The 17,357-nt window shown below is 39.0% G+C and carries 13 protein-coding genes and 1 rRNA gene; 12 read left to right on the top strand and 2 right to left on the bottom strand.

The annotated features are described in order from the left end of the window. From rrf to C1A06_RS04780, 11 genes are all read left to right on the top strand, one after another. Nucleotides 1-88 (top strand): 5S ribosomal RNA (gene rrf / locus C1A06_RS04830); the annotation flags it as partial. Nucleotides 89-282: 194 nt separating this feature from the next. Further along, nucleotides 283-2,325, top strand: a complete 2,043-nt coding sequence (gene metG, locus C1A06_RS04825; protein ID WP_101689103.1) for a methionine--tRNA ligase — start codon at nucleotides 283-285, stop codon at nucleotides 2,323-2,325. A gap of 220 nt (nucleotides 2,326-2,545) precedes the next feature. Continuing rightward, a complete protein-coding gene (locus C1A06_RS04820) occupies nucleotides 2,546-3,202 on the top strand; it encodes an HAD family hydrolase (RefSeq protein WP_101689102.1) in 657 nt (218 codons plus the stop codon). Between the two features lie 2 nt (nucleotides 3,203-3,204). Next, complete coding sequence (locus C1A06_RS04815) at nucleotides 3,205-4,107, top strand: class I SAM-dependent methyltransferase (RefSeq protein ID WP_101689101.1); 903 nt, start codon at nucleotides 3,205-3,207, stop codon at nucleotides 4,105-4,107. Nucleotides 4,108-4,113: 6 nt separating this feature from the next. Then, complete coding sequence (locus C1A06_RS04810) at nucleotides 4,114-6,717, top strand: hypothetical protein (protein WP_101689100.1); 2,604 nt, start codon at nucleotides 4,114-4,116, stop codon at nucleotides 6,715-6,717. A 7-nt stretch (nucleotides 6,718-6,724) separates the two neighbouring features. Continuing rightward, a complete protein-coding gene (locus C1A06_RS04805; RefSeq protein WP_245872003.1) occupies nucleotides 6,725-7,636 on the top strand; it encodes a glycosyltransferase in 912 nt (303 codons plus the stop codon). A 139-nt stretch (nucleotides 7,637-7,775) separates the two neighbouring features. Continuing rightward, nucleotides 7,776-8,477 carry an ABC transporter ATP-binding protein gene (locus tag C1A06_RS04800; RefSeq protein WP_101689099.1) on the top strand — a complete coding sequence of 234 codons (702 nt, stop codon included), beginning with the start codon at nucleotides 7,776-7,778 and terminating at the stop codon, nucleotides 8,475-8,477. 6 nt (nucleotides 8,478-8,483) lie between these two features. Further along, nucleotides 8,484-9,743, top strand: a complete 1,260-nt coding sequence (locus tag C1A06_RS04795) for an ABC transporter permease (RefSeq protein WP_101689098.1) — start codon at nucleotides 8,484-8,486, stop codon at nucleotides 9,741-9,743. A gap of 10 nt (nucleotides 9,744-9,753) precedes the next feature. Then, complete coding sequence (locus C1A06_RS04790; RefSeq protein ID WP_101689097.1) at nucleotides 9,754-11,046, top strand: ABC transporter permease; 1,293 nt, start codon at nucleotides 9,754-9,756, stop codon at nucleotides 11,044-11,046. Between the two features lie 39 nt (nucleotides 11,047-11,085). Then, nucleotides 11,086-12,222, top strand: a complete 1,137-nt coding sequence (locus C1A06_RS04785; RefSeq protein ID WP_101689096.1) for an efflux RND transporter periplasmic adaptor subunit — start codon at nucleotides 11,086-11,088, stop codon at nucleotides 12,220-12,222. Nucleotides 12,223-12,244: 22 nt separating this feature from the next. Continuing rightward, nucleotides 12,245-13,582 (top strand): TolC family protein, encoded by a 1,338-nt coding sequence (locus C1A06_RS04780; protein WP_101689115.1) that lies wholly within the window; start codon nucleotides 12,245-12,247, stop codon nucleotides 13,580-13,582. Nucleotides 13,583-13,693: 111 nt separating this feature from the next. Here the strand turns inward: C1A06_RS04780 and C1A06_RS04775 are convergent, their stop codons facing one another. After that, nucleotides 13,694-14,848, bottom strand: coding sequence for a glycoside hydrolase family 99-like domain-containing protein (locus C1A06_RS04775; RefSeq protein WP_101689095.1), 1,155 nt, complete (start codon nucleotides 14,846-14,848; stop codon nucleotides 13,694-13,696). 152 nt (nucleotides 14,849-15,000) lie between these two features. On the opposite strand from C1A06_RS04775, the gene C1A06_RS04770 reads away from it, so the two are divergent. Further along, the gene (locus tag C1A06_RS04770; protein ID WP_101689094.1) at nucleotides 15,001-15,543 is read left to right on the top strand and encodes a bacteriophage terminase small subunit; all 543 of its coding nucleotides are present in this window, start codon (nucleotides 15,001-15,003) and stop codon (nucleotides 15,541-15,543) included. Nucleotides 15,544-15,561: 18 nt separating this feature from the next. Here the strand turns inward: C1A06_RS04770 and C1A06_RS04765 are convergent, their stop codons facing one another. After that, nucleotides 15,562-17,238: a putative transporter gene (locus tag C1A06_RS04765; protein ID WP_101689093.1), complete on the bottom strand. Its 1,677-nt coding sequence runs from the start codon at nucleotides 17,236-17,238 to the stop codon at nucleotides 15,562-15,564. Nucleotides 17,239-17,357: the final 119 nt, after the last annotated feature.

Here is a 17,357-nt window from a genome sequence, read left to right as displayed (position 1 = left end):
CCACCTCTTCCCATTCCGAACAGAGAAGTTAAGCCCAATAGCGTCGATGGTACTGCCCTACAGGTGGGAGAGTAGATAGCCGCCAATTTTACCTGAGGAGGTCATTAGTTTATACTAGTGACCTCCTTTTTTTTGGTAGATGTCTGATAAATATATTTACGAATAATAGATCGTTGATATACATCTATCTCACATGTCCGAATATTGATGCGCTTATTGCTAACATTTTCTTATTTTATAGTATCTTTGCATCGCTAAAGTGCTTAAAATATACATCATAATATGACAAACAAATATAAGAGGACACTGATCACATCGGCATTACCTTATGCTAACGGACCGGTACATATAGGACATATGGCCGGAGTATATATACCAGCTGATATTTATGCACGCTACTTGCGTATGCGTAAACAAGATGTAATTTTTATTGGAGGTTCGGACGAACATGGAGTTCCAATTACTATACGTGCAAAAAAAGAAGGAGTAACTCCACAAGATATTGTTGATAAATATCATACTCTGATAAAAAAATCTTTCGAAGATTTTGGTATTAGCTTCGATATTTATTCCCGTACAAGTTCTGATATACATAAAAAAACAGCATCTGATTTCTTTAAGAAATTGTATGATAAAGGTGAGTTTGTCGAACAAACAAATGAGCAATATTATGATGAAGAAGCACAGATGTTCTTGGCCGATCGCTACATTATGGGCGAATGTCCACGTTGTGGAAATCCAGATGCCTATGGCGATCAATGTGAAGCTTGTGGCTCGTCATTGAGTCCTACAGACTTGAAAAATCCTCATTCTACAATATCTGGATCAAAACCAGTAATGCGTGAGACAAAGCACTGGTATTTGCCGCTAGACAAGCATGAGGCTTGGTTACGCCAATGGATATTGGAAGATCACAAAGAATGGAAATCGAACGTATATGGCCAATGTAAATCTTGGTTAGATTCGGGATTACATCCACGTGCCGTAAGCCGTGACCTTGATTGGGGAGTGCCAATTCCGCTACCTGATGCGCAAGGAAAAGTACTTTATGTATGGTTTGATGCTCCGATCGGATATATATCAAATACAATCGAATTATTGCCAGATAGCTGGGAAACATGGTGGAAATCGGAAGACACAAAAATGGTACACTTTATCGGGAAAGATAATATTGTATTCCATTGTATTGTTTTCCCTGCAATGTTGAAAGCAGATGGCTCTTATATATTGCCTGACAATGTTCCGGCAAATGAATTCTTAAATCTTGAAGGAGATAAGATTTCAACATCTCGCAATTGGGCAGTTTGGTTACACGAGTATCTTGAAGAATTCCCTGGAAAACAAGACGTACTTCGCTATGTATTGACTGCTAATGCACCGGAAACAAAAGATAATGATTTCACTTGGAAAGAATTTCAAGCAAGAAATAACAACGAGCTGGTTGCTATCTTTGGTAACTTCGTGAATCGTGCATTGGTACTGACTCAAAAATATTTCGACAATAAAGTGCCAGTAATGGGCGAATTGACAGATTATGATCAGCAAACGATTGCTGATTTTGCTAATGTAAAATTGTCTATCGAGTCATATCTTGAAAACTACAGATTCCGCGATGCTTTGAAAGAAACGATGAACTTGGCACGTATCGGAAATAAATATCTTGCAGATACCGAACCTTGGAAATTGGCTAAAACAGATATGGATCGTGTTGCTACAATATTGAATCTGTCGTTGCAGATAACAGCTAATCTTTCTATTGCATTCGAACCATTCATGCCAAACAGCACTGCTAAATTGCGTGAATTCTTGAAGATCGATCAACTTGATTGGGAACAATTGGGACAAATAGATTTATTGGAAGGTGGTCATGAATTAGGTAAATCGGAATTACTATTCGAGAAAATTGAAGATGAAACAATTGAAAAACAGATTCAGAAATTGCTAGATACAAAGAAAAGTAATGCTGAAAATGTAGAAGTAAAAGTCGCTCCGCAGAAAGAGAATATAGAATTTGACGATTTTACGAAATGCGATATACGTGTAGGTACAGTTCTAGAATGTCAGAAAGTGCCTAAAACTGACAAGTTATTGCAGTTCTTGATTGATGATGGAATGAAAAAACGTACAATTATATCGGGTATTGCAGCATTCTATAATCCTGAAGAATTGATAGGAAAGCAAGTCTGTTTTATCGCAAACTTAGCTCCACGTAAACTGAAAGGTATTCTATCGGAAGGTATGATTCTGTCTGCAGAAAATGCTGATGGAAGTCTGTCTTTGATAACACCTTCGAAAGAAGTGAATCCGGGAAGTCAAGTAGGATAATAGCCCTCGAAAATATAAAATAAAAAGAGTCACGAAAGTGGCTCTTTTTTGTTAAACAGATTAGGGATTTGTTTTAATCATTCAATGAACGATATAAATAATCCCTAATCGGATGTTCTGTCTTTCAATTATGTCTGTTATCTAATAAACAATAAAGTAGAATAAAAGTTTATTCGTACATTTGTACGGATTCGAATTTTGAGAAAAAGTGTGTAAATAAATGAAATACTCAGGAGTAGTTTTTGACTTTAACGGAACGTTGTTCTGGGATACCAAGTTGCATAATAAGGCTTGGAATATCTTTTTGAACAAAAGAAATCTTCACTTGACTGATGAAGAATTTTTTCAGAAAATTCATGGTAAGAACAACAAAGATATTTTTCATTCTATATTAGGCGAAAATCTGACAGACGCTGAAATTTATACTTTGGCCGAAGAAAAAGAGAATCTTTATCGCCAGTTATGTCTCGAAGGAAATATGGAGATGGCTCCCGGAGTTGAATCGTTGTTAGACTTTCTCAAAGATCGTTCAGTTCCTATCACGATAGCAACAGCATCTGATAAAGGAAATGTAGATTTCTATTTCAAATACCTTCCATTGACTCGCTGGTTCGAATACGATAAAATCATATATAATAACGGCTTGATTAAAGGTAAACCCGATCCCGAAATATATCAAATAGCCATTGCTTCGATCTATAAGAAACCAGAAGATGTACTTGTATTTGAAGATGCAAATATGGGATTGTTGGCTGCAAAACGGGCAAATGCAGGTGGCATAATTGCCGTAAATTCGAATGATGATGATTACTCGGAGTGGAGCGATTATCAGGTTATAACCAATTTTGATCAGGTAGATCGTTCATTATTCATTTGACAATGAGCAGTAAAATTCATATATCAGTTTGCCCCGTTTGCGAGGGAACTGAATTCGAACAAATGTTCGATTGTGTAGATAATTTAGTATCCAAAGAATCTTTTACGATCTGTAAATGCAAGAAATGCGGATTCGGATTTACTCAGGATTTCCCTTCCGAATCAGAAATAGGTCATTATTACGAATCAGCCGAGTATGTATCGCATAGTGATACGAAGAAAGGTATCATAAATATGCTTTATCATCAGGCTCGTAAAATAGCTTTGCGCTCGAAGACGAATATTGTAAAAGAATTTGCAGCCGTAGAACATGGCATGCTGGCCGATATTGGCTGTGGTACCGGTTATTTCCTGAACGAAATGAAAGAAAATAAGTGGGTAGTTACCGGCATTGAGCAATCGGCGGAAGTTCGTAAACAAGTGAAAACGAAATTTAATCTTGATGTGCAAGATGCCGATTATATAAATCATCTGTCTCCGAAGAGTAAAGACGTGATAACAATGTGGCATGTGTTGGAGCATTTGGAAAATCCGGGTAAAGTCCTGGATATATTACATGCTGCTATGAAAGATAATGGAGTAGGGATAATTGCTTTACCTAATAAGGAGTCGTATGATGCTCATCACTACAAATCGGATTGGGCAGCCTATGATGTACCTCGCCATTTATGGCATTTCTCGGCTGACGATTTCGAGCTATTGGCAAATAAACATAAATTTGATCTTGTAGATATTAAACCGATGTATTTTGATGCGCTTTATATTTCGATGTTGAGTGAAAAGAATAGAAAAACTTTTCTCGGAACATTTCTCGGTTTGATAAGAGGAGGAGTCTATTCGCTTCGTAGCCGTCAGAGCCTCAAGCACTGCAGTTCGTTGATATATATAATAAAGAAGAAAAAATAAAATACCATGATAGAGAAAGATAAATCAATCGTACAAAGAATACTTCCTCATATAATTGCTGTTGTAGTATTGGCAATCGTGACAATTGCGTATTTCAGTCCGGCAGTTTTGGATGGAAAGATAATTGAACAAGGTGATATTGCCCAATACGAGAACGTAGCCAACGAAGTAAAAAGTTATTATTACAACGAAGGCGAATCTTCGGCTTGGACTGGTACTTCTTTCTCGGGAATGCCATCTTATCAGATAGGTGTCTGGGGTGGAAGCCCTAATTTTATGACTTATGTCGAAGCTCCTTTCCGTGCTTTAGCTACCGATTTAGGAGGCCCGGTTCTGGCAGGTATGATCATGGCGTATATCCTTTTCCTTGTGATGGGGATGAGTATGCCGGTTGCTTTGGTCGGAGCATTGGCTTACGGATTTTCTTCTTATAATATTATTATCCTCGATGCTGGTCATATGACCAAGGCTTGGGCTATTGCTTATATGCCTATTATCGTATCGGGAATGATGGCTATGTTTCGACGTAAATATCTCCTTGGTGGAATATTGATGGCTCTGGGGTTAGGATTGCAAATACATAGCAATCACTTGCAGATGACATATTATACAGCTATGTTATGTGGTATCCTGTATATTGCTCTAGCTGTTGATTTTATTCGTAAGAAAGAACTGAAAAGTCTGGGAATTGCTACCGGAAGCTTGGTTGCTGCAGTTCTTCTGGGAGTTTTAGCTAACTTCTCGGGATTATATAATAACTATCTGATGTCGGATGAGAGTATTCGTGGAAAATCAGAATTGACAATTCATAAAGAAGAAAGCCCGGAAAACGAAGTGCGTACTTCGGGATTGGATAAAGACTACGTATTCCAATGGAGTTATGGTAAATCTGAGATTTTCTCGTTGTTAGTGCCAAATGTACATGGAGGTGTGAGTAAGCCATTCTCGCAAGAATCGGAGCCTTACAAAGCAGTGATTAATATGCTTCAAAATAGGCAACTAGACGAAAATTCGGCGAATCAAATCTATTCATATACAACTGAATATTGGGGCGATCAGCCATTCACATCCGGTCCGGTGTATTTCGGAGCAATCATCTGCTTCTTATTCGTATTGGGAATGTTTGCAATACGCAACCCTCTGAAATGGGTATTCTTTGGAGCAACGATATTCTTCGTTTTGTTGTCGTGGGGTAGTAATCTACAATGGTTCAACGATTTCTTCTACTATCATGTGCCAATGTACAATAAATTCCGTGCCGTATCTTCTATATTGGTCGTTCCGGCTCTGACAATGCTTGTTGTTGCCATCTGGGGATTGAAAGAATTCTTAGATAATGCAACTGATAAGAAAAAACGTGCAAAAATGCTTTATTGGTCATTCGGAATTGTTGGTGGACTTTGCCTTATCCTATGGATTGCACCGGGAAGCGTATTCAACTTTACATCGCAACGCGATCAGCAATTGGGACTGACTGCAGCAGGCGATTTTTTTAGAGCGGTAACTCAGGCTCGTGCTGATATGTTATCGGCAGATGCTTTACGCTCGTTGATCTTCGTACTTTTGACAGCAGCTATATTGTGGGCAACATTGAAATTGAAGAATGCCGATTTTAAAATGATTTCTGGTGCAACTCTACTTATAGCAATACTTGTATTGGTAGACTTATGGGGAGTGGATCGTCGTTATATGGCAACGGATCGTTTTGTAGATATAAAATCGGAAGATCAACGTCATCCAAAATCGACCGCTGATCAGTTTATATTACAAGACAAAGATCCTTCGTATCGTGTTTTGCAATTGGGTAATCCTTTCCAAGACGGAAGGACATCGTACTATCATAAATCGGTAGGTGGATACAGTGCGGCTAAACTAAAACGTTATCAGGAGCTGATTGATTTCTATCTGGATGATGAAGTGAAAAAGATAACAGCTTTTGCAGGACAGCAACTTCAAACACAAGTAATGAAAATGCAACAAAGTGGCGAGCAACTTGACCCGATGAAATTGGCTGATTCTATACAGAATGCTGTCGCTCCTATGTTTGCTCAGACTCCACTGCTGAATTCATTAAACACTCGATATATTATTTATCAGCCAGAGTTACCCCCTTTAATGAATATATCGGCTAATGGTAACGCATGGTTTGTAGAAGATTATAAGATTGTAGATAATGCCGATGCCGAGATGTTGGCATTGAAAGATACAGATTTGACTAAAACGGCAATTGTAGACAAACGATTCGAAAGTACATTGTCAGGATTGAAGATCGTAAAAGATAGCTTGGCTGAGATCAAGCTGATAAGCTATAAACCGAACAAACTGGTGTACAAATCTAAAGCTGTTACAGATCAGTTGGCTGTATTCTCTGAAATCTATTTTGCCGAAGGGTGGGAAGCAACGATTGATGGACAAGCAGCAGATTGTGTGCGTGCCGATTGGACACTTCGTGCAATGAAAGTACCTGCGGGAGAACATGAAATCGTATTCGAATTCGTGCCTCATGCATATAATACATCTCGAACAGTAGCTACCATATTCAGTGCAGTGCTTGTACTTGTTGTCATTGGAGGTATTGTTCTGATTGTACGTCGTCGCAAAGAAAATTAATAAGATTATGAGTATACGCTGTTCGGTAATATTCTGTACATACAACAGAGAGAAATATATTTACAATGCTCTGAAGAGTATTGCTGAACAGAATTTTGCTGCTGATCGTTACGAGATTGTCCTTGTAAACAACAATAGTACCGACTCAACAGAAGAACTTTGCCAAAAGTTTCAGAAAGACTTTCCCCAAGTCGATTTTCACTATTTCGTCGAAACGAATCAAGGACTATCTTATGCCCGCAACAGAGGTGTAGCCGAAAGTCGTGGCGAGATACTTGTCTTTGTAGATGATGATGCCACGGTATTCGAAAATTATCTGCCGGCAATAGATGACTTCTTTGAAAAATATCCCCAAGCATCGGCTTGTGGTGGTCCTATCCAACCCGTCTACGAAACAGGTGAACCCAAGTGGCTGTCTCATTACACAAATGCGCTGATTGGAGGAGCTTTATACGAAGGAGATAAACTGAAACCTTTCAATAGAGGAAAATATCCCGGAGGAGGAAACTCGGCATACCGTAAAGAAGTATTTGAAAAATACGGTGTCTTTAATGTCGAGTTGGGAAGAAAAGGAACTAGCCTGATTGGAGCTGAAGAAAAAGATCTTTACGATCGCTTGACACGGGGAAACGAAGTATTTTACTATTTACCCGAAATGGGTATCTATCATTATATACCTGAATCTAAACTGACCGACTCTTATTTCGACCGATTAACATACGGAATAGGGAAGAGTGAATATATCCGCACGAGAGGAATATCGTCGGGAACATACCTTAAACGCTTGGCTTTCGAAGCTATTAAATGGGGAGCTACCTTGCTGCTCTATATACGTTATTTACTGTCTTTTCAGACTTGCAAAGGAAGTCGATTAGTCCGTTTCCGTTGGAACGTGTCGAAAGGTTTACTGGGCTTCTAGAAAGGTTGTTCCGAAAAAATACACATTTTTCAAAAATAATTTGTGAAACGTGTAACTTTTCTCTCTCAATTGCGTCAAATGATTGTATAGACATTATCTTTGATAAGTGTTTATATTACATTGATAAAACTGAATTACTGTGATAAGAATAAACAACCTTAATAAAACCTACTATTCCGGTGCTCCACTACATGTGCTGAAAGGTATTAATCTGGAAATTGCAGGAGGAGAATTTGTCTCGATTATGGGAGCTTCGGGCTCAGGCAAATCGACATTACTGAATATTTTGGGTATACTAGATACTTACGATACGGGAGAATATTATCTCGACGAAATTTTAGTTCGCAATCTGAGCGAAACAAAAGCCGCTGCTTTGCGAAATCGGAAGATCGGATTTATTTTCCAGTCATTTAACCTCATTTCATTTAAGAATGCATTGGAAAATGTAGCTCTTCCTCTCTATTATCAGGGAGTTAGCCGTAAAAAACGTAATGCTATGGCTATGGAATATCTCGATAAAATGGGATTGGCTACGCATGCACACCATATGCCTAACGAACTATCGGGAGGACAAAAACAACGTGTGGCTATCGCTCGTGCTCTAATTGCACAACCGCAGATTATTTTGGCGGACGAACCGACAGGTGCTTTGGATAGTAAAACTTCGTTTGATGTAATGACTTTACTTCGTCAGATTAATAAAGACGAGGGTATAACAATGATAATTGTTACGCATGCTCTCGAAGTTGCTAACGCTACCGACCGTGTCATTCATATCAAAGATGGTTTGATTGGCGAAATAAAAGTAAATGAAAATCCGGTAATTGATTTTGATCTGTAGACCATTATGTTTGACTTTGATTCGATAAGAGAAATATTTTCTACCATCAGCAAAAACAAGATGAGAACAGCTCTGACCGGATTTGCTGTGGCTTGGGGTATATTCATGCTTGTCGTGCTGTTGGCTGCTGGAAATGGATTGAAGAATGGTGTAAAATCTAACTTCGAAGGACGTGCAACCAATACCATAAGTATTTGGCCGGGTTGGACTTCTAAACCTTACAAGGGGATGCCATCTGACAGACAGATAACTTTCGATCAGCGCGATTATGATTTTATTCGTACTAAAATACCAGGAGTAGAATATATTTCACCACGTGTTAGTCGTAGTGTAACTATTTCTTACGGCGAAGAATATGGCTCTTGGCGAATTAATGGTGTATCGGAAGATGTTACACATATCAATAACTTGAAAGTCTTGAGCGGAAATGGTCGTTTTTTGAATGGAATGGATATTAAAGATCGTCGTAAGGTGATTGTTATTAGTCCTGAGATGAAAACTATTCTATTCAAAGATGCCGATCCGATTGGCAAATATGTACTTATTGATCAAGCTCTGGCCTTTAAAGTAATTGGTGTTTACGATAAATCGAAACAATTTGATAATAGTCCTCCTGCATACGTACCGTTTACGACTGCGCAAATGCTTTACGATCAGGGATGGGGGTATCGTCAGATCGAATTTACGATGAAAGGCTTGAATACTCTCGAAGAAAACGAAGCATTTATAGAGAAGTTCAGAGAGCGAATGGGCAAAATGCACTCGTTCGATCCCAAAGACCGATCGGCACTATATGTTCGCAATACAGCCGAGATGGTTCAGCAGACTGAAAGTATATTAAATGTTATTACACTATTTATAGCTGTTGTTGGTATTTGTTCGCTTATGGCTGGAATTGTTGGTGTAGGTAATATTATGTTGATAACGGTAAAAGAACGAACACGTGAAATAGGTATCCGTAAGGCTCTAGGTGCAACACCTATATCGATGCTAAAACTGATCATATTCGAAGCGTTATTCATAACAGCTGCTTCGGGCTATGCAGGACTAGTTCTAGGAATCGGGCTCTCCGAGTTAGTTAATTACATTTTAATAATGATTCAAGGTGAGAATCCCGATCATGCGATGTTTCTGAATCCTACGGTAGATATGGGTACGATGTTATTAGCTACAGGTGTATTGGTTGTTTCAGGTGTTATCGCAGGTTTGATCCCAGCGTTGCGCGCTACACGCATCCGTCCGATTGAAGCCATGAGAGAAGAATAAGATAAAGAAGATGATAAGATTATTTGATAGAGATAATTGGCAAGAAATATGGGTAACACTTACCCGTAATAAGCTACGGAGCATTCTGACGGGTTTCGGTGTGTTCTGGGGAATCTTCATGCTTGTTATTTTGGTTGGAATTGGCGGAGGCTTCGAAAAAGGAGTTCAGAAAAATTTTGCCGGAGTAGCATCAAATGCCTGTTTTTTCTTTGGAAGTAGTACCAGCGAAGCATACAAAGGCTATCGTAAAGGAAGACAATGGAATATGAATAACCGCGACTTGGAGTTGCTAAGTCAGAAAGCCAAGACTGTAGAATATCTATCGCCGATGCTTTTTGGTGCCAGTGCCGATAAAAATACAGTTCGTGGACAGAAATCTGGCTCATACAGTGTTGTGGGTGTTTATCCTGCCAATTTTATTATACAGAAGCAAAAAATGCTCTTTGGACGTGTAACCAACGATATGGATATTGCAAATAACCGTAAGACGTGCGTCATCGGAGTAGAAGTATATGAAACGCTTTTCGATAAAGGAGAAAATCCTTTAGGAACGTATATTCGTGTAAATGGTATTTATTTTCAGATTGTAGGAGTGATTACTCCTGAATCAGAAAATGTGAATATCGGATCGAATCCGAAAGAGACGGTTTTTATTCCGTTTTCTACTATGCAAAAGGCTTTTAATCAGGGTGATGTAGTCCATTTTATATCGTGTACGGTAAAGCCCGGTTTTCCGGCAAAAATGGCGGAAGATGAAGTGAAAACAATTTTGAAAGCTGCACACGATATATCGCCAACTGACGAGAAAGCAATCGGTAGTTTTAGTACTGAAGAAATTTTCAATATGTTCGAGATGCTGTTTAAAGGAGTTACATTCTTGATATGGGTTGTCGGCATCGGAGCTTTGCTTTCGGGTATAATTGGTATTAGTAATATTATGCTCGTAACCGTAAGGGAGCGGACTCGCGAAATAGGGGTACGACGAGCAATCGGGGCAAAACCCTCGGAGATTATGGGACAGATTCTGACCGAAAGTTTTGTGCTCACAGCAATATTCGGATTCGTAGGGCTGGTAGTAGGAGTGTCTTTACTCTCGGTAGGAGATTATCTGATCAATACTGGGATTTTAGAAGAAATGACCGGAGGAAAAGTTACGACGGATATTTTCGAATCGGTATTAATACCGCTCAATGTTGCTATTTCTGCCACAACTATACTTTTGATATCCGGTGTCATAGCTGGGGTTATGCCGGCTTTTAGGGCCTTGAGTATAAAACCGATTGATGCTATCAGAGACGAATAATAAAGAAACGAAATAAATAAAAACACATAATTATAGTATATGAAAAAGGTATTTAAAATCATCATGCTGGTTCTGCTAGGGGTAATTGTTGTCGGAACTTTTGTGTGGATTGCCATTAAATCTCAGCCTAAGAAGGTGACTTACGAAATAGTGACCGTTGGTAAAGGAAATATCGAAACAACATCCGTAGCTACAGGAAAAGTATCGCCGCGCGACGAAATTTTGATTAAACCGCAGATTTCAGGGATCGTCTCGGAAGTATTGAAAGAAGCCGGTGATTATGTAAACGAAGGTGATATCTTGGCAACTGTGAAAGTTGTACCTGAAATGTCATCGCTAAGTTCGGCCGAATCGCGTGTGCGCACAGCACAAATTTCGTTGAAGCAAATCACTTCTGAATTTGATCGTCAGAAACAATTATTTGCTAATGGAGTTATTGCTCGCGATGAAATGGAAAAATCGGAGGCTGAATATAAAAAAGCATTAGAGGATTTGGATAGCGCAAAAGATAATTTGGAGATAGTGAAAACCGGAGTTTCTAAAAGTACCGCTAAATACAGTAATACACAGATTCGTTCTACTATTACAGGAATGGTGCTTGATGTTCCGATCAAAGTAGGTAACTCGGTTATTCAGGCTAATACTTTCAACGATGGAACAACGATCGCTACGGTTGCCGATATGAATGATATGATCTTTATCGGTAATATCGATGAAACAGAAGTAGGTCGTATACGCAATAATATGCCGATTAAGTTATCGATTGGAGCAATAGAAAATCAGAAGTTCGATGCTATGCTCGAATATATTGCACCAAAAGGTGTTGAAACAAACGGCGCTATTCTGTTCGAGATAAAAGCAGCGGCAAGAATTCCCGATACTATTCTGGTTCGTGCCGGATATAGCGCGAATGCGGAGATTGTGCTGGAGAAAGTCGAAAATGTATTGTCGATACCCGAAAGTACCATATCATTCAGCAATGACTCGGCTTTTGTGTATGTTTTGACAAAAGAAGAGGGTAAAGATCAGGAATTTGACAAAAAGTACATTAAAGTTGGTCTTTCGGACGGAATCAATGTCGAAGTGAAATCGGGATTGAAAGAAGGCGAAAGAGTAAGAGGTAATGTTGTGCTGGAAAATAAGAAAAAAGGACCTGCCGCTGGGCCGCAGCAATAATCGCAAATAAAAGACAATGATGATGAAAAAAACACTTTTTACAATAGGTCTTATGTTTTCGTTCTTATGCATCAATGCGCAAGAAAAATGGACTTTGCGTCAGTGTATCGACTATGCAATAGAAAATAATATTCAGATCAAACAACAAGAATTGCAGGTTAAAAATTCGGAGATTAATCTGAGTACCAGTAAGAATGCGATTCTTCCTAATTTGAATGCTAGTGCAGGTTATGGCTTTAGTTTCGGACAGTATACTAATACGCAGACCAATGCGAATATAACAACAAATGCTTCGGGTTTGGATATGCGAGTTTCATCTTCTATGCCCTTGTTTACGGGATTCAAAATAACGAATCAGATTAAACAAAATGAATTGGAACTTCAAGCTACTATGGAGGGTCTAAAAAAGGCGAAAGAAAATTTAGAGTTACAGATAACTTCTTACTTTTTGGAAGTGTTGTTCAAACAGGAGGTACTTAAGGTATATGAGGAACAAGCACAATTGACGCTAAAGCAAGTTGAAAGAACGGAACAATTGGTTGAAGCAGGTAAAGCTGCATTATCTCAATTGTATGATATCAAAGCTCAACTGGCGAAAGATGAGTTAAATATTACAAGTGCTAAGAATGCATTAGATTTGTCGCGATTAGATTTGGCTCAGGTACTGAATCTTACAGAATCAGAGAATTTTGATATAGTATCTCCATCTTCTGTTGAAAATGATGTTTTGGCTGAAAATATGGGAAGTATTTTACCTCCTGCTCAGATTTATGGTACTGCATTGATGATTAAGCCACATGTACGAGAAGCTGAATTGAATGTCGAAAGTAGGAAAAAAGCATTAAATGTTGCCCGTTCAGACTATTATCCTACATTGGATCTGAGTGCTTCTTACAGTACTTCCTCTCAGAGAGCCTATAATGCAAAGAATCCTAGTTTCTCTAATCAATTAAGAGATAATTCTAGGGAATATATTGGTGTGACATTAAATATTCCGATTTTCAATCGTTTTCAAACGCGTAATAGAGTGCGAGCTGCAAAATTGGATATCATGAATCAGCAACTGGCATTGGATAATGTGAAACTTGTTCTATATAAAGAAATACAGCAAGCTCATCAGAGCGCAACAGCAGCTCAGGCCAAATTTATCTCGACTGAAAAAGCTTATGAGGCGGCAGCTGAATCCTATAAATATGCAGAAGAGCGTTATAAAGTAGGGAAGATGACTGTTTTCGAATTGTCGGAAGCTCAGACAAAAATGCTATCAAACAAATCGGAACAATTGCAAGCGAAATACGATTTCTTATTCCGTGCTAAAATATTGGACTTCTATCGTGGTGTAGAGATAAATATACCTTGATTTATATAATTATAGTATAAGAGATATAATTTGCCCCAATTATTAAATTTAATAATTGGGGCAAATTGATTAATAGTATTTATAAGGGTTTATAAAGCTAACTATTATAAATTACTTTGTCGTAGCTTGATTGTTGGAATAGTTGCTTTCAGAGAATACTACTTCTTTGATCATTTTCAGGTGTTGTCCGTTTTTATTATTCTCGTTGGGTACTAAAAAACCTCCTTCACCCAATTCATTCCACGCATATATCATGACCATTTTTTCTTTTACTGTCGCTTGTGGATTTGCCTCGACCCATTCAGCTGCTCTAAGTAGGCTTTGCTTGAACTTTTGAGGAGTATTGTTTACATAATAGTATCCAGTATTGTCGGCAAGTCCGTCGTCAGAGTTTTCTTGCCATGGTCTTGGATCCCATCCTACTGATACGCTTGGAATGTACGGCTGATTAGTAACAACCCATTCTTGCTCTGTTATTTGGACTAGTTCGTCGTAGTCTCTTTCGGGTTGGCCGTTATTATCTCCTACTGGTATAGCGTTGTAGTGTGTTCTGTATTCGTATTTTTTTGAATTAGGAGTGCTTCCGCATGCTACAATACTTAAACTGTCGATCCCCATACTTATAGCAGTCTGTTGCATGGCATCGCGTCCCTCCTGGTCAAGACCATTTGCATTGAATATGGCTACATACGGCCTGTAGTCAATCTTTATGTACTGCTCGTCTTTGAAATATTTACTTAGATAGCGAACTGTTTCTGACCAATTTTCACTGCCAATGATTTCAGCCCCTTGATGATTTGCTATTAATATACCAAACTTAATACGTTTTCGATTGGAAGCTTTCATATATAAGTCTATACAACTATGAAGAGAGTGGGAGTCAATTTTTTTCGGATTAATGCTTTTCTTGTCATCACACCAATACCAGCAAAACATGAAGAAATCGATCCCATTGTCTGCAGCTAGATCAATTTGTTGTTCCATAATCTTGATAGAGTCGTCTCTCCAGCCCCATTTCGGTTCTCGATCGCTGAAGTCGTAATACATCTTTCTTGTAAGAGCATTAGGCGCATCTTTAGCCCATATTTGTTCGTCGGGATGCTCAGATAAAGCATTGATGCCAGCCCATCCTCCAAAGTAGTATGCACCAACTTTAATGCGTTTAGGGATAGAAGGTTCATTTTTATCTAAATGTATAGAATTGGAATCCGAGCACGATACGAAAATGAGTGATAATATTGAGAATAATAATGTTAATCTAAACATATTCTGTTTATTATGAGTTTTTTGATGAATTCGTGTTAAAAGTCAACGAATATATACCTTTCTTCGGATGAAAACAATAGGCTGAAAGTTAATATAGATAAAGTCTTATCATTAATTGGAATTAAAGAACTTTATCTATACAAGAAAACATTATGGCAAAATATAGTAAGAGACTTGTAGAGGTAATCGTCGAATTAATTGAGAATGATATGTCTGTGACTGATATTTGCAGATCGGTAGGAATTACACGTAAGACTTTTTATGAATGGAAGACAGCAAAGCCCGATTTCAGTAGAGCGATAGATGATGCCCGCGAAAGAGCTTATGAGGAACTGATAGCCTTAGCACGTCGTTCTCTACGCGAACGGATAGAAGGTTATACTGTCGAAGAAACTACTTATACGTATGAACCTGCTTCGTATGATGAAAATGAAATGGTTTTGAAGAAGAAGGTTGTTAAGCAAAAAAGGAAAGAAGCTAGCTTAACAGCTCTTTCAGCCTTAGTAGAGCGTCGCAGATCTGAATCGAAGATTAGTGCGTTGCCCGATGGCGATCATCGTGTAAAAAAAGGTCATGTTAACCCGACAACCAGTAAGGAGGCTTTTATCCTTGCCAACTTCCTGAAAAAGATAGAGAGTGGAAGAGATAGTATGCCAACTTCTTCGAAATTACGGAAAGAGTATAATAATGTATAAGATTGTCACTTTTTTCGATTAGTAGAGCATCAGTAGTAGCATCTGCGTAAAGATAATACGTGCAAACATAGATACCGGATAAACTGTTGCGTAGGCTGCCGCAGGTCCATCGCCTTCGACAGTCGATACTGCATAATCCAAAGCTATTGGATTGGCCATACTTCCGCACAACATACCGATGCTTTTCTCGTAGCTAATACTGAACATCTTAACTGCAAATATACCTATGATTGCTACTGGTACAATTGTCAATGCAGCTCCCAGACCTATCCAAAGTAATCCCGACGGACTTACTACAGTCTCTACGAAATGTCCGCCCGACATGATACCGAGGCAGGCCAGATACATGACAATACCGAATTGGCGCATAAACTGGTTGGCACTTTGCGTGGCGTACGTCATGACGTGGAAACGAGGTCCGTATGCTCCCATGAGGATACCCATTATAATAGGACCACCGGTTATACCCAGTTTGATAGGAACGCTGATGCCCGGTATCGGTATCGGAATTGATCCTAGGATAAGTCCTAAGGCTATACCCATAAAGATGACTATGAGATTCGGCTTTTGCAGACGTTTCAGCTCATCACCCAGAATGCGGGCAACATTGTTGATTGAAGCAGCTTCACCTACTACTGTCAGTTTATCCCCTATTTGGAGGGTTAAGTTTGGCGATGGAAATAGCTCGAATCCTGCACGATTGATGCGCGTGATATTGATGCCGTATGTGTTGCGGAGTCTTAAGCTTCCAAGCTTAACTCCGTTAATCTTACTCTTGCTGACAATGATTTGGCGCGAAACCAACTGGCTGTTGTCAATGTGGTTCCAGTCTATATCTTCTTTGTTCCAGTCTACGTTCTCTTGTTCACCAAATAGGATTTTCAGATGGTCAAGGTCTTCTTTCGTAGTGATAACAAGTATGTGGTCGTTGAGGTGTAGAATCGAATCCGACATAGGTATCGATACCTTGTCTTCTCTCCAGATACGCGATATAACGAATCGGCGAGGAGATACTTTCATGACCTCTTTCAGTTGCTTGCCATCTATGGCCGGGTTTAGTATCTGGAATTCGGCAACATAGGTTTCAGAGTTCTTGCGTGGTTGCACTTTGCCATTGGCATCTTTCGGACTCCAATAGATACGCATGATTGCAATGACAAGAATTACACCTACAACCCCTATAGGGTATGTTGCAGCAGTTGCCGAAGCCATCGACCCTAAGACGCTACTGTCCGGATTGAAGCCTTGAACCAATGCTTGTTGTGCAGCACCCAACACTGGAGTATTAGTCGTAGCCCCAGAGAATATACCGACCATGTCGGTTATCGAGATATCGAATATATAGCCGAAGGCCACAGTCATTGCAAGGCTTATTGCAACCAAGCCCATCGATAGCATGTTGAGTTTCAATCCTCCTTTTATGAGGGATGAAAAGAAGCTGGGGCCGACTTGCAGACCGAGTGCATATACAAATATGATTAGTCCGAAGTTTTGGGCGTATTCTAGCATATCGTTATTGATATCCAGATGGAAATTTCCGAGTAATATCCCTACGAAGAAAACGAAGGTTATTCCTAACGATATACTAAATATTTTGATTTTTCCGAGTTGAAGTCCTATTGCTGAAACGATAGATATCAATATGATCGTTTGAATACTTGAGGGCTTAGTCAACAGCTCGATTAGCCAGTCCATTGGTCTTGTAATTTATATCCTTTATAGTCAATGTCGAATTTCGGAATGCAAAGGTATAACTTTAATATGAATACGGATGCTTTTTTCGATGAAAACATAGCTAGCCTTAGAGAGGATTT

It is taken from the genome of Dysgonomonas massiliensis (genome assembly GCF_900240225.1).
In the GTDB taxonomy this organism is placed as follows: Bacteria; Bacteroidota; Bacteroidia; order Bacteroidales; family Dysgonomonadaceae; genus Dysgonomonas; species Dysgonomonas massiliensis.
This window is presented reverse-complemented; position numbering and strand designations above follow the sequence as displayed.